The 18,841-nt window shown below is 62.7% G+C and carries 18 protein-coding genes and 1 pseudogene; 9 read left to right on the top strand and 10 right to left on the bottom strand.

Annotation, left to right across the window (positions count from 1 at the left end):
• Nucleotides 1-76 precede the first annotated feature (76 nt).
• Nucleotides 77-271 carry a hypothetical protein gene (locus IVB18_RS18280; RefSeq protein WP_247990396.1) on the bottom strand — a complete coding sequence of 65 codons (195 nt, stop codon included), beginning with the start codon at nucleotides 269-271 and terminating at the stop codon, nucleotides 77-79.
• A 343-nt stretch (nucleotides 272-614) separates the two neighbouring features.
• Here IVB18_RS18280 and IVB18_RS18285 point away from each other — a divergent pair, with 343 nt between their 5' ends.
• On the top strand, nucleotides 615-776 hold the full coding sequence (locus IVB18_RS18285) for a hypothetical protein (protein ID WP_247990397.1): 162 nt from the start codon (nucleotides 615-617) through the stop codon (nucleotides 774-776).
• Between the two features lie 407 nt (nucleotides 777-1,183).
• On the opposite strand, the gene IVB18_RS18290 is transcribed toward IVB18_RS18285, so the two are convergent.
• Nucleotides 1,184-2,170: a Crp/Fnr family transcriptional regulator gene (locus tag IVB18_RS18290; protein ID WP_247990398.1), complete on the bottom strand. Its 987-nt coding sequence runs from the start codon at nucleotides 2,168-2,170 to the stop codon at nucleotides 1,184-1,186.
• Between the two features lie 446 nt (nucleotides 2,171-2,616).
• On the opposite strand from IVB18_RS18290, the gene IVB18_RS18295 reads away from it, so the two are divergent.
• From IVB18_RS18295 to IVB18_RS18310, 4 genes are all read left to right on the top strand, one after another.
• Complete coding sequence (locus tag IVB18_RS18295; protein WP_247990399.1) at nucleotides 2,617-2,814, top strand: hypothetical protein; 198 nt, start codon at nucleotides 2,617-2,619, stop codon at nucleotides 2,812-2,814.
• A 227-nt stretch (nucleotides 2,815-3,041) separates the two neighbouring features.
• On the top strand, nucleotides 3,042-3,656 hold the full coding sequence (locus IVB18_RS18300) for a phasin family protein (RefSeq protein ID WP_247990400.1): 615 nt from the start codon (nucleotides 3,042-3,044) through the stop codon (nucleotides 3,654-3,656).
• A gap of 796 nt (nucleotides 3,657-4,452) precedes the next feature.
• Nucleotides 4,453-5,055 (top strand): hypothetical protein, encoded by a 603-nt coding sequence (locus IVB18_RS18305; protein ID WP_247990401.1) that lies wholly within the window; start codon nucleotides 4,453-4,455, stop codon nucleotides 5,053-5,055.
• A gap of 545 nt (nucleotides 5,056-5,600) precedes the next feature.
• Nucleotides 5,601-6,032, top strand: coding sequence for an SgcJ/EcaC family oxidoreductase (locus IVB18_RS18310; protein WP_247990402.1), 432 nt, complete (start codon nucleotides 5,601-5,603; stop codon nucleotides 6,030-6,032).
• 182 nt (nucleotides 6,033-6,214) lie between these two features.
• Here IVB18_RS18310 and IVB18_RS18315 read toward each other — a convergent pair.
• Nucleotides 6,215-6,331: pseudogene (locus IVB18_RS18315) on the bottom strand (phosphoenolpyruvate synthase regulatory protein); the annotation flags it as partial.
• A 49-nt stretch (nucleotides 6,332-6,380) separates the two neighbouring features.
• Here IVB18_RS18315 and IVB18_RS18320 point away from each other — a divergent pair.
• Both IVB18_RS18320 and IVB18_RS18325 read left to right on the top strand, forming a co-directional pair.
• Complete coding sequence (locus IVB18_RS18320; RefSeq protein WP_247990403.1) at nucleotides 6,381-6,545, top strand: hypothetical protein; 165 nt, start codon at nucleotides 6,381-6,383, stop codon at nucleotides 6,543-6,545.
• Entirely contained in the window at nucleotides 6,542-6,814 is a 273-nt protein-coding gene (locus IVB18_RS18325) for a hypothetical protein (protein WP_247990404.1), read from the top strand. The genes IVB18_RS18320 and IVB18_RS18325 overlap by 4 nt, the downstream gene beginning before the upstream one ends.
• 112 nt (nucleotides 6,815-6,926) lie before the next feature.
• Here IVB18_RS18325 and IVB18_RS18330 read toward each other — a convergent pair whose 3' ends face one another.
• Both IVB18_RS18330 and IVB18_RS18335 read right to left on the bottom strand, forming a co-directional pair.
• Nucleotides 6,927-7,397, bottom strand: a complete 471-nt coding sequence (locus IVB18_RS18330; protein WP_247990405.1) for a hypothetical protein — start codon at nucleotides 7,395-7,397, stop codon at nucleotides 6,927-6,929.
• A 243-nt stretch (nucleotides 7,398-7,640) separates the two neighbouring features.
• Complete coding sequence (locus IVB18_RS18335) at nucleotides 7,641-8,450, bottom strand: integrase arm-type DNA-binding domain-containing protein (protein ID WP_247990406.1); 810 nt, start codon at nucleotides 8,448-8,450, stop codon at nucleotides 7,641-7,643.
• A gap of 16 nt (nucleotides 8,451-8,466) precedes the next feature.
• On the opposite strand from IVB18_RS18335, the gene IVB18_RS18340 reads away from it, so the two are divergent.
• The gene (locus IVB18_RS18340) at nucleotides 8,467-9,921 is read left to right on the top strand and encodes an ATP-binding protein (protein ID WP_247990407.1); all 1,455 of its coding nucleotides are present in this window, start codon (nucleotides 8,467-8,469) and stop codon (nucleotides 9,919-9,921) included.
• Entirely contained in the window at nucleotides 9,918-12,905 is a 2,988-nt protein-coding gene (locus IVB18_RS18345; RefSeq protein WP_247990408.1) for a bifunctional [glutamine synthetase] adenylyltransferase/[glutamine synthetase]-adenylyl-L-tyrosine phosphorylase, read from the top strand. Before IVB18_RS18340 ends, IVB18_RS18345 begins: the two co-directional genes overlap by 4 nt.
• Here the strand turns inward: IVB18_RS18345 and IVB18_RS18350 are convergent.
• Genes IVB18_RS18350 through IVB18_RS18370 form a run of 5 tightly spaced genes read right to left on the bottom strand, consistent with a single transcriptional unit; the run spans nucleotide 12,862 to nucleotide 18,830 of the window.
• On the bottom strand, nucleotides 12,862-13,095 hold the full coding sequence (locus IVB18_RS18350) for a formate dehydrogenase subunit delta (protein WP_247990409.1): 234 nt from the start codon (nucleotides 13,093-13,095) through the stop codon (nucleotides 12,862-12,864). The two genes, IVB18_RS18345 and IVB18_RS18350, sit on opposite strands and share 44 nt — an antisense overlap.
• The gene (gene fdhD / locus IVB18_RS18355) at nucleotides 13,085-13,912 is read right to left on the bottom strand and encodes a formate dehydrogenase accessory sulfurtransferase FdhD (RefSeq protein ID WP_247990410.1); all 828 of its coding nucleotides are present in this window, start codon (nucleotides 13,910-13,912) and stop codon (nucleotides 13,085-13,087) included. Before fdhD ends, IVB18_RS18350 begins: the two co-directional genes overlap by 11 nt.
• Before the next feature lie 4 nt (nucleotides 13,913-13,916).
• Entirely contained in the window at nucleotides 13,917-16,790 is a 2,874-nt protein-coding gene (gene fdhF / locus IVB18_RS18360; protein WP_247990411.1) for a formate dehydrogenase subunit alpha, read from the bottom strand.
• A 10-nt stretch (nucleotides 16,791-16,800) separates the two neighbouring features.
• On the bottom strand, nucleotides 16,801-18,357 hold the full coding sequence (locus IVB18_RS18365; RefSeq protein WP_247990412.1) for an NADH-quinone oxidoreductase subunit NuoF: 1,557 nt from the start codon (nucleotides 18,355-18,357) through the stop codon (nucleotides 16,801-16,803).
• Complete coding sequence (locus IVB18_RS18370) at nucleotides 18,354-18,830, bottom strand: formate dehydrogenase subunit gamma (protein ID WP_247990413.1); 477 nt, start codon at nucleotides 18,828-18,830, stop codon at nucleotides 18,354-18,356. The genes IVB18_RS18365 and IVB18_RS18370 overlap by 4 nt, the downstream gene beginning before the upstream one ends.
• Between the last annotated feature and the right edge of the window lie 11 nt (nucleotides 18,831-18,841).

Here is an 18,841-nt window from a genome sequence, read left to right on the forward strand (position 1 = left end):
CACCCAAAATCCTGCATAGCTCCAACTGCTCCTGCATGTCTCTCATCTTCTGTGTGCCCCAGAGGCACCCTCTGTTTCATTCAGTTGAATTGATGGAGGTGTACTTGAGCTCCCGCCGATCCATTTCCGAACGGAGCAATTCAGCATAGATGCGCAAATTGTCACCAACAAAGCGGGAGCGTCCGCCATTCGCGCGATCAGCCAACACTTGTCGCCGCACACTTTCCCAAAGAGACAATAAGGTCTGATCTTTCGAGTTTGAAAAGTTCATCCACGGGCCCTCAGTACTTGGCGCGCGGATGGTACCGCGTACCTCATGAGCGGGATTGTTCGGTTGCGGACATTGCTGTGGAGAAGCCGGGCGCCCGTTGCACATTAGCCACATCGTCTATGGCCGAGATAACGGTTGATCACGCCGAAAAGCGCGATGGTTTGCGGCCTGGTTGGTGGCGATCGAATGGAGGCTGCGCATCCAAAGGAGCGCTCCCGTCAGATTTGGTATGGCGCCGGCCCACACATCTCGTGGTCAGGATGCCGCGGATTGAAAGCGCCGCGCTTAGTTCGCGGCGAAGGCCAAGAAGGCAACAAAGCGATCAGCCGACGGCCATCACGTCATGAGCTTCGATGCGCTCATCGCCCATCTCGGCACGCTGGTCCGAAACACGATGCGCGTGCCCCTTCACACCAAGCATCGCTTCATGCTCCATTCCACACCAACCTCCGTCCAGGAGGCCGCGTTCAAGCTGCTCGATCTTGACCCGCTGCGTGTCCAGTAATTGAAAACACCGACCGTCAACTTATCGAGTCGGATCAATCCCTTGCACACTTCCCAAGCGAAAACTTCGGCTTAGTCCGTTGCAAATTATCAAGGTATTGGGATCGGACCGGCGCCAGGGTAGCGGGCATCGTGGGTGCGGATAGGTCCGCTGTGACGGGTAAACCGGACCTGCCTTAGGCGAGCGTCGGGCCGCCGCTTTTGACCCTGAGTGGAAGTCCTTTCCCGAACAGTCTGAAAATGATCAGCTCTACTGACGCTCCTTTGCTCACCGCTCCGCGCTGCGATACGGATTGCTTCGCGTTGACGTCTTTATTCTTGCTCTGGTGTTCCTCAAGGCATAGCCTGCTCGCTCGCAACTAGTTCTCGGCGCCACCGCGCCGAAACGGTAAGCATCGCCCGTTTCATTTACTGCGTCGGCAGCACCAAAACGCGAGATAGGGCTGCATTCATAGAGAAGATCCCCTCGACTTCGAGACGCATGGTGTCGCGGCATTCGCATGCCACCACTGCGAGGCGCGATGGGTCGATCTCGATTTCGCCTCGCCGTTCAGATCTGATCGCTCCGGAAGCGCGCAGATTGCGCATCAGGAGCGACACCGTCGTTCGTCGCACACCCAGTATTTGCGAAAGCGCCTCCTGGGTGAGCGGGAGGATGTCGCGGTCGACGCGGTCGCGAAGATGGAGCAGCCAGCGTGCCATGCGGGCTTGGACTGGATGCAGCGCATTGCAGGCCCCGCCGATTTGTAGCTGTATCAGCATCGCCTTGAAGTGAATCTGGACTGCGTGGCGGATCGCGGGGCTCCGGCTAAAAGCGGCATGGAAGCGCGCTGCGGGGATCCGCGAGGCGGTGCCCGCGGCACGAACGATGGCAGTAACGGCCGCAGGGGACGGCCCCAGCACGGAAAGAGTGCCTACTGCTCCCTCGCGCCCGATTGCGGCGCTGGCGACCGTCTGCCCGTTCGCCATGTCGATCATCACCGAAATGGCGCCACTATGAGGGAAGAGGACGTGCTCGGTCTGGTCACCCGCCCGCGAGACGACCGCATCCCGATCGAGCGCAACCATCTCTAGCTCGGGTGCCAGCAGATCGAAGTCCGCCGCCGGTAGTGCTGCCAGAAGTCGGTTACCAATTCCGCTGGGAAGCGTCACCGTAAGCCGCCGCGAACCATCCGCCGCATCGCATTTCGCGCGGCATAGGGCGGCAACCTCAAACTTTGTTTGAAGCCGCCTACGCTTCGCGCCCAGAAATCCAATCCAGCTGTGGAAGCTCTCAATGTCAAAACTCCACACACACTCGTAAGCGCGAGGCGAAATTTTGTCTCGCACGATCATCGAGGACTTAGATCCCAGTTCTACGCGGCACAATTGCAAAATGCGTATGGGTAATACCATAGGGAGTTCCAATTTCCGGGGCGCGGCAAACGCCGCTGCGATCTCGGAAGAGTGGTGCGCGAACCATGCCGCGCACCGCGGATCGGCGCGTTCCACGCGATGATGCGCGCAAGCTGATCACCCAGTCTCAAGCCGGAAGCCTTATAAAATGACAGTCGGTTTTCAGACGATCGGAGACGTCCCTGGGTCCAATTCGACAGGTCAGAGGGCGCATTTGACCCCCATTAACGGACTCTGGCACCGTCGCAAGACATCGGGTGCGCGGATGATCCGGGGCAGGATCGGGTACAGCGAAATGGCGCGGAGCGCCGCGACCCAGAACCGGGACTGCGGTTGTCGACTATGTCCAAATCCTGGACGGTCGAGAACATACAACACGATTATCGTGAGCAAGACGGTCCACAAGCCCGCTGATCATGAAGTCTTTGGAACATGGATCCGTTGCCATGGAACAGCACGACACAAGGAACCGCGGGATCCCCGCGATCGATGTCGTGCAGAAGCATGCCATCGCATCGGAGGAAGTTTCCGATGGGTGGATTCTGCGGCTCCGCCAGCTTGGAGAAAACGACGTTACCGATGACGAGAAGCACCAACAGCGAGGCCGCGATGAGCAATACGGTTTCAGCGGCGGTCATTACTGAGACTTGATGATGCCGCCTCGGCTAAGATCAAGAGCCGCGGTAAGCCAGTTCGTAGAATGATTGAAAGTTGAAGCGCTCGTTCCTGCGCGCAATCGCGGAGCATTGATTAAAAAATAACTCGCCGGGAACGGCCCAAAGGTGGCCACGTTTGCCTGTGTAGGATCAGACCTGTGACGGAGACGCATAGGATCCGACCTCACCAACAACAACAACGATGGAGCAATAAAATGGCCAATCCACGCCCGGAGGAAAAGCCACGCCAGGAGGAAAAGTCTACCCAAAATCCTGAAGACACGATCCGACGCGCCGGCGAGAGGAGCAGTGAGCAAACGAGACGGATTGGATTAGCCGCGGCTCAGGCCGGGGAGGAGGTGGCTCAAGCCAGCAGCCATTTGTTGCAACAAAATGCCGAGATGCTGCAAAACACTTGGCGCCATGGCGTTGACATGGCCACGGCGATGATGGGCCGCTCCACTGACCAGCTTGGCCGCACTTTCGGTTTGACGGACGATGAAGCGCAGCGGGCTACGGAACGCTCGGCGCGGAACGCTGAAGCAATCATGTACTCCGCCACTGCTGTCGCCAAAGGCATGAACGGCGTCTCACGCGAGTACTTTGATTTCGTTCGACAGCAGATCGAGAGCAGCATGGACCGCATGAATGAACTCTGGCGCTGCCGAACTCCTCTCGATTTGGCGGCTGTGCACAGCGATCTGGTGCGGGACACGATCAGTAGCGCCTTAGATACCAGCCGCCGGATGGCAGACATGTCCCTCAAGGTGGCTGACGATGCGGGAAACCACATAGCTCAAAGTATCGAACGCATGAAGCGCGCTGCGTAGCCGGGCCGCCATCAATTACGGCTGACGTGAGCGGTTGGATCCGAGCCGCTCGCGCCTTGCTGCATGATTGCAACCCTCTGAGGTGAGTTTGCGACACCTTGTCCGAGGTCCGCGAGCTCGGCGGACCGAGGCGCAACTAAGAATGCGCCCAGCGACAGCAACGAAAAGACCCTGGATCAGGTGATCCAACAGGAACTCGGTCCACTTTGCCTAGAGGGCGAAGGGCGTCGCGGTTCGACGATCGGCAGGATGCGACACTGCCGGGGCTCAAATTTCGCGTCAGCCGGCCGATCTCTCGATGTCGCCGATTTGCCCGTACGCGAAGTCCCGGCCGGATGACCGGTGGTTCGGTTTTGGGGGCAGACCGCAGACCGGAAGCGGCTCGCCCGTGCGCACCGACCGAGCCGCCTTGATCAGCCTGTCTATGGCATGTTCAGGATCACTTATCCGGATTAGTTGGTCCGGCCTGGCTCGATCATGGCCAGCGCGCGATAGTGGATGCCTTTCGTTCGGCTGCAGGGGCTTGTTCTTGGGCTCGGATCTCGTTTCTGGGGCCAGAATGAATCCACCGCATTGCCGGATTTGGGTCGCATTGTGACCCAGGTCGCAGCCAAGGGTCGTGCCGGGGGGCGCAACACCGGGGGTTTTCATGTCCGGTCATTTGCGATTTTGCTTTGGCGCTCTTGTTCTTCTCTCAGGACTTTCAACGGCGCCTGCGTCTTCGAATCCGTTTGCAGACTTCTTCAATGTCGCGCCCCAGACAGCCACTGCGCCCGCTTCCGCGGAAAGGGAGTGCTTGCCGCGACCCGGCAAGTCGACGGCGGTCGGTCAGCACTGGGTCTATCGTTTGGACGGCCACCGCAAGTGCTGGTTCCTGGCTGCCGAGGGGATCGCGACGGTGAAGAAGCCAGTTCGTCATCACGCGGCAAAGGATCGTGTCGCCGCTCCTGCGGAGAACGAGATCCCGTCGCGCAAGGAGGAGGCGCTTGTGGATGCGCGTGCGGAGCTGCGGCGCTCCGCACCGGCGACGTCTCAACCGATGCCGCCCGCGTCCAAGCTAAAGGTGGCTGATGCCGCTTCCGTGGTAGCTATCGGGGCCGCAGCCCTCGTCCCATCGGCCCCCATCGCCAACCGCGCGACCGATCAGCTCACTCCAGACCACCCCACGCAGCGCCAGTTGGACGTGGAGACGCTTCTGGCAGCCGCGCCGGCCGCCAGCGACACGGTTGCCGTCTCCGTGGCTCCGGCCTCACCCGTCGGCTTTCCTATTGCCGAGGCGGGCGATGACGGGCGGGGCTGGACGGCAAACTGGCTTGGCATGCTGCTGATGGCTCTGGGACTCGTTTCCGTCTTAAGCTCGAGCCGAGCCGTTCGGAAGGCGATGCTGTTGCGCCATTGATGAAGTGTGGAACTAAGAAAGCTTCGCCACGATTATTTCGGACAGGAGGCCGAAATATGATGCGAGGAAGATCGCCACGCCCGATACGAACGATGCTCAACCTAGCCGACCCAAACCAGGTCAAATCCGTAAGAAACGTCTCAGTATCTCCGCCAGCGATCTCGCGAGGATCGTAGACAGGATGGGTAGCTCACTAGCGACAATTGAGAAGGAGGTTGAGCTGGAGAGGGTAGCGGCCCTGGAGCAGGCGAACCCGACGAGCGAACCCGAATCTCTTTTGTAACTCAGAGGAGGCGCTCAGGGGACGGATCGTCTCAAGCAAATCTGATAGCTTCGATTGCACACCGACACTCGTCAGCAAAAGGCTTTCGATATCCGCGCGTGGGTCAACGATGTTTGGACCAGGTGCACTTGCAAGCTGGGCGAGGCACCTGCGTTGCTGTCCGGTTCGTCAACGTTGCTGACGGTAATTCCCCGGAATTGCTGTTGCGCCAAACGCGGTCTGAGATGCGGCATCCACTTCGAGGTCAAGATCGCAATGGGAGATGATCATGCGCAGCACAGCACTGGTGATTGCAGTCGTGATCTCATTGACCGCCCCGGCTTCGGCTCAGAAGGCCGAGATCGAAGCGATTAACACGAAATGGATTGAATTGTTCAACAAGGGCGACTTCTCTGGGATTGCGTCACTCTACAGCACTGATGCGACCGCCTTCCCGCCCGGTTCTGCGATGGTACAGGGCCGAGCGGCCATCGAGGTAATGTGGAAAGGCATGGCCGACCAAGTTGGCGATCCAAAGCTCACAACCGTTGACGTCAAGCCGCTTGGCCCTTCCGCGGCACGCGAAATCGGGACCTTCACTCTGAAGACCAAGGGACCGACACCGCAGGAGGTGACCGGAAAATATGTCGTCGTTTGGGAAAAGGTCGGAAACGACTGGAAGCTCACCACCGACATATGGAACGACGGCAAATAAGCTTCTCTCGTCCTTAGGTCGCTTCGCGCGAAGAGCTACCCTCCTGGTGAGGTCGAAGCGCTGCGACATAAGCATCGCCAAGGGGATGCGGGCTGCGCCAGTATCAGGCGCGCAGAAAGCAGGTACGTCACGGCATTAGCGCACAGACCATGGCCATGCCGATGATGGTTGCGGTAGAGTTTTAGCGCGTCGATGTGCTTGAGATCCTCGATATTGAGCACGTGCTGGGCGCCGACGCGTACCGTGGTCGCCGCGCCAAGATTGGGTTCAAACAATTGCATCACCGGACCGATGATCGAACGCAATCTTCGTGGCTAAGAGGGTGTTCGGCTCACGAAAGATCGGCGATTGAAGAAGATCGACAAGGCGGTGCCCCATCAATTCTTTGGCGGCTTCTTTTGCGCCGTCATCGTGACGCGGAGCTTTGGCGGCAGGATCGGCTCATTGCGGTATTCCGACACGGTTATCCTCATCCGTCAAAGCAACCTTGAGAGGGATAGACATCAAGCGTGAACACGCGAGCATCAATTTCCGTGGTCTCCCTTTGCATCATGGAGTACTGCTTCTTCCTGGGGGTAGGCATGGCACACTACCGAGCTTACCTTTTGGATCAGCACCGCCATGTTATAAGCGTGGCCAATCTGCAGTGCGCCGACGAGCAGGAAGCAAGAGAACGCGTTCAGCAGCTAGTTGACGTCAACGACATCGAGCTATGGCAACTTGATCGTCGTATCGCGGTGTTTGAACCTGCCATAACAGGAACCCCGAAGGCTACGGGATAGAACCACCGAGGCACAGACCCACGGGTCACTTGGCGCGCGGTTCAACGAAAAATGGCTGGGTCGAAATCTGCAGTGTGGAAATAACAAGCCGCCCCGGAGGGCGGCTTGTTGGTTAGGCGATCAGCTTGAGCTTTGGCCGCTTTCTTGCGGGCGGCTGCTCGCCTGACGTATTCTTGCGCGGCTTGATGAAGTCGGCCCACGCCTGCAGCGCCTCGCGGCGTCGCGCGATCATCTCGCTTTCCCAGTATGACAGTTCAGCCTCACCGCCGATGCGATGTGACAGGCAGAATTCCAGCACTTCACGGCGAAAATTGTGGTTCTTGTTATCGGCGCCCCAATTACGGAAGCTCGTGCGGCAGCCGTGCATGGTGGATTTGATGCCAGTTCGCTCGATGGACCCAACAAGCGCGTTTGCCCGAAACGGCTGATGCGTCTCGGCGTGATCGGACGGGAACACGTACTTACCGGTGCGCGGCATCGAGCGGATGATCTCGATGGCCTGATCGGACAGCGGAACAAGATGCGGCTTCGGCTCTAGCTCGCCCTTGATCTTCATCTTCTCGGCTGGAACCGTCCACGTCATTGCTTCGAAGTCAAGTTCGTCCTACTCCATCAGCCGAATTTCCTGAGAGCGCGTGACAGTGAGGATACCGATCTCGACACAACGAGCAGCAACGCCGCCATCATACTGCAGGCCGGTCATCATCTGTGGCATCTTCGTGTAGGGCACCGACCTGTGCCCCTTCTTGCGATGCAGCTTCCGGGGCGAGGGCAGCAGGTGTTTAAGGTTGCCGCGCCATGCGGCCGGGTTCTCGCCCGTGCGAAGCTACAACGCCTTGGCAGCGTCCATCAGCCGCTCGATCCGCTGGCGCGTCCGTGACGCCGTGACCGGCTTCACGCTCCAGATCGGCTTGAGCGCCTCCAGCACGTGCTCAGTTGTGATCTCGTGGACTTTCAGATCATGCAGGCTCGGTACGTCGCGGATGGAGCGCGCCCACTGCTTCTCCTCTTCCTCCGACAGACCCTTGCACCAGCCGGGGTATTGCTCCTCGGCGAATTCCTTGAACGTCTTGCCGCGCTCTGTGGTGGCCCGCTTCTTGACGCGCGGATCGACGCCGTCGCGCTTCAAGGCGACCCTGTATTCGCGGGCCTTGTTGCGCGCGCTGCTCAACGTCAGTACGTCGCCGGCCGCGCTGTCGCGGTCGCCGATCCTGGCGAACTCCATTTGCGCCCGTTTGCCGTGAAGGTCGGTGAAGCGGAAGGCCCACACCCGTTCACCACTCTCGCGCACGACCAGATAAAGCCCCCAACCGTCCGCATGAACGCCAGCTTGCAGCGATTTAACTTGGTTCGAATTGAGTGCCACTTTAACGTTCCCATTCCGTTTACCACTTACCGTCGCGGATGCTTCGCTCGCGACGGTCAGTCCGTTCCAAAATCGACCCATTTCGAATGTATGGCCGTCACGGATACTTTGGAAGGGAGAGTAGGTCAACTTACCGATTTTTCGCCAAAACCGGCCGGCGTTAGGCGATTTTCGGCGAAATCCAGACGACAGCAGATGCAGATAATCATTTGTAATTGCAACAAAATATGAGGAGAGACGATGGCCGGTGATGGCAGGCGCGTTGGTCAAATTGGGTACATGATCCGTGACGGCATTCGGTAAACTCGTCCGCACCACGGCATTCCGGCTGACGCTGGTCTACCTGTTCTTGTTTGCGATTTTCGCGGCCTCGCTGCTCGGCTATTTCGCTTGGAATACGCGGCGGCTGATCACCGAAGAGATCACCCAGACGGTGAATGCCGAGACCTCGGAGATCAACGAGATCTACGGCCGCCGCGGCCTGCGTGGCCTCGTGCTTGCGATCGAGTATCGGGCGCTGCGGCCGGGCGCCAACCTTTATCTCGTGACCACGCCGACCGGGCAGGCGATCGCCGGCAACGTCGGCTCGCTGGCGCCAGGCGTGATGGCAACGCGCGGCTGGACCGAGACCGCCTACCGGCGCATCGAGGATGCTGACGAACGCGATCACCGCGCGCTGGTGCGCGTGACCGAACTGGACAACGGCTTCCGGCTCCTGATCGGTCGCGACCTCGACGAGCGGCGCCGCCTGTTCGGCATCGTCGCGAAGGCCGCGCAATGGTCGATCCTGATCGTCGTGGTGCTCGGCCTCGGCGGCGGCGTCTTCGTCGCGCGCAGGGTTTTGAGGCGCATCGATGCCATGACCGGCACCGCCCAGCGCATCATGACCGGCGATCTCAGTGAACGCCTGCCCGTTGGGCGCAGCGGTGACGAGCTCGACCGCCTCGCCGAAAACCTGAATGCCATGCTGGAGCGGATCGAGGCGCTGATGGTGGGGCTGAAGGAGGTCTCCGACAACATCGCCCATGACCTCAAGACGCCGCTGACGCGCTTACGCAATCGGGCCGAAGAGGCGCTGGCGAAATCGGGCTGCGAGGCCGATTACCGTGCGGCGCTGGAACGGACCATCGAGGAATCCGACGGGCTGATCCGTACCTTCAACGCGCTATTGATGATCGCGCGTGCGGAATCCGGGCAGGCGCGTGGCAATATGGATGATTTCGACGCCGCCGAGGTCGCCAACGGCATCCACGAACTCTATGAGCCGCTCGCCGAAGACGATGGCATGACCTTGAAGGTCAAGGTCGAGCCGACGCCGGTTCACGCCAACCGCGAACTGATCAGCCAGGCGCTCGCCAATCTGGTCGAGAATGCGATCAAATACGGCAAGCCAGCCACCCAGCCTACGGGAACCGTGGTGAGCATGGACAGCCGGCAGATCGTGATCGAGGCCAAGCGCGAGGGCGATCAGGTGCTGCTCAGCGTCACCGATCGCGGCCCCGGCATCCCCGAGGGCGACCGCAAGCACGTCGTCGAGCGATTCGTGCGGCTGGAAGCCAGCCGCACTCTGCCGGGCTCCGGCCTCGGTCTCAGCCTCGCCTCGGCGGTCGCGACATTGCATGGCGGCGAATTGCGGCTGGGCGACGCCCAGCCCGGTCTCGTCGCCACGCTGGTGCTGCCGGCGCGCGCGGGCGACAGGGTTGCTCCTCCAATGCAGGATGTGCCACAGAAGGTGGCATGAACCACTCCGCGCCGGGAAACGCGGACAAGCATGGTGAGAGCCTGGCCGCGCGTTTCGCGGAGGCTCCCCATATTGCCGCTTCCGCAACCGACGAACGACGTTTCGAAAATTGGCTGGCCGAACTCGAGCCGGCACAATCGACCCGTCTCGAAGCGCTGCTGGTTCATCCCCTCACACGGGATATCCTGGCCGGCATCGCGGAATTCTCTCCCTATCTGTTTGATCTGGTTCGCGCCGATCCGCCGCGCCTGATCCGGCTTCTTCAATGCGATCCGGATTCGCATATCGAGGCGGTGATCACAGAGGCGAGGAGTGCGGTGCTCGCTGCATCCGACGAAGCCGACGTGATGCGGCTGCTCCGCCGCATGAAAGCGGAGGCGGCGCTTCTGATTGCGCTATGCGACATCGGCGGCGTCTGGCCGGTGATGCGCGTGACGGCGACTCTGACCGACGTCGCCGTCTCCTCGGTGCAGTCGGCGCTCCAGTACCTGCTGCGGCAGGAAGCCGCACGTGGAAAACTCTCGCCGCCCAATCCCGAGGCGCCCGAAGAAGGCTGCGGCCTGATCGTGCTCGCGATGGGCAAGATGGGCGCGGGCGAGCTGAACTATTCCAGCGACATCGACCTCATCGTGTTCTTCGATCCTGACAACACGACGCTCGCACCCGATATCGAGCCGCAGCCGTTTTTCGTGCGGGTGACGCAAGGGATGGCGCGCATTCTCCAGCAGCGTACCTATGACGGCTACGTCTTCCGCGTCGATTTGCGCCTGCGTCCCGATCCGTCCTCGACGCAAGTGGCGATCTCCCGGGACGCTGCGCTGCACTATTACGAGCGGGAGGGGCGCACCTGGGAACGCGCCGCGATGATCAAGGCGCGTGCCTGCGCCGGCGATCCCGGGGCAGGCGAAGCGATGCTCGCTGAGATCGCTCCCTTTGTCTGGCGCAAGCATCTCGACTTCGCCGCGCTTGCCGACGTCCACGACATGAAGCGGCAGATGCAGACCTATCGCGGTCAGAGTGAGATCGCGGTCGAGGGCCACAACGTCAAGGTCGGGCGCGGCGGCATTCGCGAGATCGAGTTTTTCGCGCAGACGCAGCAATTGATCGCGGGCGGCCGTCATCCGGAGCTGCGGGTGCGGCCAACGCTCGCTGCGCTCGATGCGCTTGCCGGCAGCAACTGGATCACTTTCGCGGCACGCGACGAACTCACCAGGGCATACGAGTTTCTGCGCCGGGTCGAGCACCGTCTCCAGATGATCGCCGACGAGCAGACCCATACGCTGCCCGACGACAAGAAGGCGGTCGAGCGCTTTGCCTGGTTCTTTGGCTATGAGAGCCGCGAGGCCTTTGCGCGCGACCTGTTGCGCCAGCTCGAGATCGTCCAGGGGCACTACGAGAAACTGTTCGAGGGCGACGATCCGACTGGCACGGCACAGCTGCCGGCCATCGACTACCGCGCCGGCCCCGAGGATCCGCGCCTGTTGCAGTATCTGGCGACGCTCGGTTTCAAGAAGCCTGCCGCCGTCGCGCAAACCGTGTGCGACTGGATCACCGCCGACTACCGCGTGTTCCGCAACGGGCAGACGCGAAGCGCCTTCGTCGAGTTCGTGCCGGCCCTGATCGACGGTCTCGCGCATGCCGAGGAGCCGGACCGTGCGGTCGTGGCGTTCGATCATTTCCTCCAGGCGCTCCAGCGTGGCGGGCGCCTGATCACGCTGCTCGGCCAGAATCGCGACCTCGTCGCGCTGGTGGCCCTGGTGCTCGGCGCCGCACCGCGGCTCGGCGAGATGCTGGCGCGGAAACCGCAGCTCATGGACGGCCTGATCGATCCGCGCTTCTTCGGCGCGATGCCGGATAGACAGGAGCTGTCGGCGCGCCTCGCGACCACAGTGCAGGACGCGGGCTCCTACGAGGAGTTTTTGGATCGCCTGCGGCTATTCGGGCAGGAGAGCCTGTTCCTGATCGGCACGCGCATCCTTTCCGGCACCGTCTCGGCGCAACAGGCGAGCACGGCGTTCGCCGACGTCGCCGAAGGCGTCGTCCATACCGTACACGGCCTCGTTGCCGAACGTTTCGGCGCCCAGCACGGCCGCATCCAGGGGCAGGAAACCGCGATCATCGCCATGGGCCGGCTCGGCAGCCGCGAGATGACCGCGTCCTCCGATCTCGACCTGATCCTGCTCTATGATTTCGACAGCGAAGCGCCGGACTCCGACGGGCTGAAATCGCTTCAAGGCGCGCATTATTTCGCTCGCTTCACCCAGCGCCTGATCAGCGCCTTCACGACCCGGACGAACTACGGCGTGCTGTATGAGATCGACATGCGGCTGCGTCCTTCGGGGCGGGCCGGCCCGGTGGCATCCAGCCTCGTCTCCTTCTCGGACTACCAGGCGAACGAGGCCTGGACCTGGGAGCACATGGCCCTGACGCGCGCCCGCGTGGTGTCGGCATCGCCCGAATTCCGCGCGCGGATCGAGAGCATCATCCGCGAGGTCCTCACCCGCCGCCGCGATCCGACGGTTACCGCCAACGACGTCGCCGACATGCGCCGCGCGATCGCGCAGGAGAAGGGTGAGACCGACTATTGGGATCTCAAATATGCCGCCGGCGGCATGGTCGACATCGACTTCATCGCGCAATATCTTCAGCTCGTGCACGCCCACGACAAGCCGGGGATTCTCGACGTCAGCACGTTGCAGGTACTGGACAATGCCGCCAGGCTCGGCGTGCTCCCGCAATCAGAGGCCGAGATTTTGCGCGCAGCGGCGCGGCTCTATCACGACCTGACTCAGATCCTGCGGCTCTGTGTCAGCGACCGGTTCAAGCCGGAGACCGCCGGCACCGACCTTCAGCGCGTGATGGCGCGCGCGGGCGATGCGCCGGATTTCTCGTCGCTGGAGGCGCGCGTGAAGGAAACGCAGAGCGAGGTGCGGCGGGTGTTCAGGACGCTGTTGGAAGGGACGTGGCCTGCTTCAGCGAGGTGAGAGCCTCGCGGACATTCGGCTCCAGGCCCGCGCCGCCGGTATCGAGATGGGCGAAGATCGCGCGCTTCATCCGCGGATCCCAGAACTTCTTGATGTGCTCGGCGATCCCCGGCACGGCCTTGTCGTGGCCCTGGCTGCGGAAGAACGTGCCGATCTGGTTGGCCATGTAGATCAGACGGTCAGGCGACATCGGCAACCTCCATGGCACGGCGGGCGACAATGCGGCTGCCATGCGTAAACACTTCAAACCCGTCCTGCCGAGCAATCGCAATCAGCGTGATGCCGGCAGCCTCCGCGGTACGTACGGCGAGCGCGGTCGGCGCGGAGACCGCGACCATCACCGGCGCGCCGATTGCTGCCGTCTTCTGCACCATCTCAACCGAGACGCGGCTCGTCAGCAGCACCATGCCGCCGCTCGCCTCCGTCCGGCTGCGCGCCAGCGAACCTGCGAGCTTGTCGAGCGCGTTGTGGCGGCCGACATCTTCGCGCAGGGCTACAATGCCGCCGACAGGGGACCAGAACGCAGCGGCGTGAACGGCGCGGGTTTGCAGATTGATCGATTGCAGCGGAGCGATGGCCTGCATCGCCGTCATGATCTGTTCGGGCGTGAAAGCCTGCCCCTGCGGAACGACGGCCGCTGGTCGCACCGCTTCCGCAATCGAATCGATACCGCAGATGCCGCAGCCGGTCGGGCCGGCGATGTGGCGCCGGCGCTCGCTGATCCGCCCGGCATTTTCCGACGCCAGCCACATCCGAAGCTCGATCCCCTCGTCGAGACGCACCACCGCCAGCGACTGGATGTCATCCGCAGACTTGACGATGCCTTCGCTCAGGCTGAAGCCGACCGCAAAATCTTCCAGGTTCTGCGGCGTTCCCATCATGACGGCATAGGTGCCGCCATTATAGGTCAGAGCCAGCGGCGTCTCCTCGGGAATCAGCCGCGTCCCTTCGGACGCGACACCGTCGCGCCAGATTTCGCGGTCGATGGCCTGGACCGGCACGTGCATGCCGCTACTCCGCGGCTTCGGCCGGCGCGATGCGGCGGGAGTGCCGCGCCTGCTCGTCATAGGTTTTCTGCCAATCGGACGGGCCGTTCGACGGCGAGATCTGTACCGCCGTGACCTTGTATTCGGGACAGTTGGTCGCCCAGTCCGAATAGTCGGTCGTGATCACGTTGGCCTGCGTGTCCGGGTGATGGAAGGTGGTGTAGACGACGCCGGGCGCGACGCGGTCGGTGATCTCCGCGCGCAGTGTGGTCTCGCCCGCACGGCTCTTCAGCCGCACCCAGTCGCCGTCGCGCACGCCGCGCTGCTCGGCATCGTGCGGATGGATCTCCAGCCGGTCCTCGGCATGCCAAACCACATTCTCGGTGCGCCGGGTCTGCGCGCCGACATTGTACTGGCTGAGGATGCGGCCCGTGGTCAGCAGCAGCGGGAAGCGCGGACCGGTGCGCTCGTCGGTCGCGACATATTCGGTGATGATGAACTTGCCCTTGCCGCGGACGAAGCCGTCGATGTGCATCACCGGCGTGCCCTCCGGGGCCTTCTCGTTGCACGGCCACTGCACCGAGCCGAGCTCATCGAGCCAGGCGTAGGAGACGCCGGCGAAGGTCGGCGTCAGCGCCGCGATCTCGTCCATGATTTCGGACGGGTGGTTGTAGGGCATGTCGAAGCCCATGGCCTTGGCAAGGGCGATGGTGACCTCCCAGTCGGCCATGCCGTTCTTCGGCGTCATCACCTTGCGCACGCGCTGGATACGGCGCTCCGCATTGGTGAAGGTGCCGTCCTTTTCGAGGAAGCTCGAGCCGGGCAGGAAGACATGGGCGTAGTTCGCGGTCTCGTTCAGGAAGAGGTCGTGGACGATGACGCATTCCATCGCCGACAGCGCCGCCACCACATGCTTGGTGTTGGGATCGGATTGCAGGATGTCCTCGCCCTGGACATAGATGCCCATGAACGTGCCTTCGATCGCGGCATCGAACATGTTGGGGATGCGCAAGCCCGGCTCCGGGTTGAGCTTGACGTTCCACAGCGCCTCGAACTGGTCGCGCACGGCGTCGCCCGAGATATGGCGATAGCCGGGCAGCTCGTGCGGGAACGAGCCCATGTCGCAGGAGCCCTGCACGTTGTTCTGGCCACGCAGCGGGTTCACGCCGACGCCGGAGCGGCCGATATTGCCGGTCGCCATCGCGAGGTTCGCGATCGTGATCACAGTGGTCGAGCCCTGGCTGTGCTCGGTGACACCGAGGCCGTAGTAGATCGCGCCGTTGCCGCCGGTGGCGTAGATGCGCGCGGCTTCGCGCAGATCGTTCGGATTGACGCCGGTCAGTATCGCGGTCGCTTCCGGGCTGTTCTGGGGCTGGGCGACGAACGCGGCCCATTCCTCGAACTCGGTCCAGTCGCAGCGCTCGCGCACAAACGCTTCATTGACGAGGCCCTCGGTCACGATCACATGCGCCAGCGCGGTCATCACGGCGACGTTGGTGCCGGGCATCAGGGGCAGGTGCAGCGCCTTCACGTGCGGCGATTCCACCATCTCGGTGCGACGTGGATCGATCACGATCAGTTTTGCGCCCTGGCGCAGCCGCTTCTTCAGGCGCGAGGCGAACACCGGGTGGGCGGACGCCGGATTGGCGCCGATCACGACCACGACGTCGGTGTCCTCGACCGAGTCGAAATCCTGCGTGCCGGCGGAGGTGCCGAAGGTGACCGAAAGCCCGTAGCCGGTCGGCGAATGGCAGACGCGGGCACAGGTGTCGACGTTGTTGTTGCCGAAACCCGCGCGGATCAGCTTCTGCACCAGATAGGTCTCTTCATTGGTGCAGCGGGACGAGGTGATGCCGCCGATCGAGTCGCGACCGTATTTCTTCTGGATGCCGCGCATCCTGTCGGCGGCAAACGAGAAAGCTTCATCCCAGGAGACCTCGCGCCAGGGATCCTCGATCCGCTCGCGGATCATCGGCTTGAGGATGCGCTCCTTGTGGTTGGTGTAGCCCCAGGCGAAGCGGCCCTTGACGCAGGAATGGCCGCGATTGGCCTTGCCGTCCTTGTAGGGCACCATGCGCACGACTTCCTCGCCGCGCATCTCCGCCTTGAAGGTGCAGCCGACGCCGCAATAGGCGCAGGTGGTCACGACCGAATGCTCGGGCTGGCCGATCTCGATCACGGACTTTTCGGTCAGCGTCGCCGTCGGGCAGGCCTGTACGCAGGCGCCGCAGGAGACGCACTCGGATCCAAGGAAGCTCTCGCTCATGCCGGCCGAGACGCGGCTGTCGAAGCCGCGCCCGGAGATGGTCAGCGCGAATGTGCCCTGCACTTCCTCGCAGGCACGGACGCAGCGCGAGCAGACGATGCACTTCGAGGGATCGTAGGTGAAATAGGGGTTCGACTCGTCCTTCGGCATCCAGGCGGCATTCACCTCGCCATTCGATTTTGCGAAGACGTGGTTCTCGCCCTCGTATCCGTAGCGGACGTCGCGCAGGCCCACGGCGCCGGCCATGTCCTGCAATTCGCAATCACCGTTGGCGCCGCAGGTGAGGCAGTCGAGCGGATGGTCGGAGATGTAGAGCTCCATCACGCCCTTGCGCAGCTTCTTCAGCCGCTCGCTCTGGGTATGCACGACGAGGCCGGGCATCACCGGCGTGGTGCAAGAGGCCGGCGTGCCGGCGCGGCCCTCGATCTCGACGACGCAGAGGCGGCAGGAGCCGAACGCATCGACCATGTCGGTTGCGCAGAGTTTTGGGATCTGGTGGCCCGCGTCCATCGCGGCACGCATGATCGAGGTACCCTCGGGCACCGTGACCTGGTTGCCGTCGATGGTCAGCGTGACCATCGTTTCCGATTTTGAACGCGGCGTGCCGAAGTCGATTTCTTCGATCAGAGACATCGTTGTTCTCCTATTCCGCGGCCTGAAGCGTGTTCGGCGCCGGGACAAAATCTTCCCGGAAGTGCTTCAATGCGCTGAGCACGGGGTAGGGCGTGAAGCCGCCGAGTGCGCAGAGCGAGCCGAATTTCATGGTGTTGCAGAGGTCTTCGACGAGCGCGAGGTTTTCGCTCACGCGCTCGCCGCGCATGATCTTCTCGATGGTCTCGACGCCACGGGTCGAGCCGATCCGGCACGGCGTACACTTGCCGCAGGATTCGATCGCGCAGAACTCCATCGCAAAACGCGCCTGCTTGCGCATGTCGACGCTGTCGTCGAACACGACGATCCCGCCATGGCCGATCAGGCCGTCGCGCGCGGCAAAGGCCTCGTAGTCGAACGGCGTGTCGAACAGCGCGCGCGGGAAATAGGCGCCCAAGGGGCCGCCGACCTGCACGGCGCGGACCGGGCGGCCCGTGAACGTGCCGCCGCCGATGTCGTCGACGAGCTCACCGAGCGTGACGCCGAAGGCCGTCTCGAACAGCCCGCCATGGCAGATGTTGCCGGCAAGCTGGATCGGCATCGTGCCGCGCGAGCGGCCCATGCCGAAATCCGCATAGGCCTTGGCACCTTCGGCGAGGATGAAGGGAATGGCCGCGAACGACAGCACGTTGTTGATGACCGTCGGCTTGCCGAACAGGCCATGATGCGCCGGTAGTGGCGGCTTGGCGCGCACGAGGCCGCGGCGGCCTTCGAGGCTTTCCAGCAGGGACGTCTCTTCGCCGCAGACATAGGCACCGGCGCCGACCCGCACGTCGAGTTCGAAGCTTTGCGTGGACCCGCCGATGTTCGTCCCGAGATAGCCGCCGCGCTTTGCCGCCGCGATCGCAGCATTCATCGCCTCGACTGCGTGCGGATATTCGCTGCGGATGTAGATATAGCCCTTGGTCGCGCCGACTGTGATCGCGGCGGTCGTCATGCCCTCGATGACGAGGAAGGGATCGCCTTCCATGATCATGCGGTCGGCAAAGGTGCCGCTGTCACCTTCGTCGGCATTGCAGACGATGAACTTGCGATTCGCGCTCGCCTGCGCGACCGTCTTCCACTTGATGCCGGTCGGAAAGCCTGCACCGCCACGGCCGCGCAAGCCGGATGCGGTGACCTCGGCGAGGATCGCATCGGAGCCGAGCGACAGCGCGCGCTCCAGGCCCTTGTAGCCGCCATGGGCGCGATAGTCGTCGAGTGAGCGCGGGTCGATCACGCCGCAGCGGGCGAAGGTGAGGCGAGTCTGGCGCTTGAGCCAGGGGATCTCGTCGGTCGCGCCGAGCCGCAGCAGATGCGGGGTGTTGCTGGCAAGCGCATCGAGCAGGGAGGGCACATCGGCCTCAGTGACCGGGCCGAAGGCGATCCGTCCCTTCGGCGTCGCGACCTCGACCAGGGGTTCCAGCCAATACAGGCCGCGAGAGCCGGTCCGGACGATCTCGACCGCTACGCCGCGCTTCGCCGCAGCCTGTTCCAGCGCCAGCGCAACCTCGTCGGCGCCGACGGCGACCGCGCCCGCATCGCGCGAGACGAATAGACGCATGCTCATCGCTGCGCCTCCGCCACCAGCGCATCGAGGCGCTTTTCATCGAGACGGCCGACGAGGCGGCCGTCGAGCATCGCGGACGGCGCGGTCGCGCACAGGCCGAGGCAGTAGATCGGCTCCAGCGTGACGCGATCGTCCGCGGTGGTGTTGCCGAGCGACACGCCAAGTCTGGATTCAGCGCGTGCAGCCAACGCATCGCCGCCCGCAGCCTGGCAGGCTTCCGCGCGGCAGAGCTTCAGCACATGGCGGCCGGCCGGCTTGTGGCGGAAATCATGGTAGAACGTGAACACGCCATGGACCTCGGCGCGCGACAGATTCAGCGCCTGCGCCACCACGGGAATGGCCGCCTCCGGCACGTAGCCGAATGCCTGCTGGAGCGCGTGCAGAACGACCAGCGTCGCACCTTCCTGCTTGGCATGTTCGGCGATGATCTCGGCGCCGCGTTTCTCGTCCCAAGGTTCGTAAGCCGCTGTCATTCTTCATTCTC

It is taken from the genome of Bradyrhizobium sp. 186 (assembly GCF_023101685.1).
Lineage (GTDB): Bacteria > Pseudomonadota > Alphaproteobacteria > Rhizobiales > Xanthobacteraceae > Bradyrhizobium.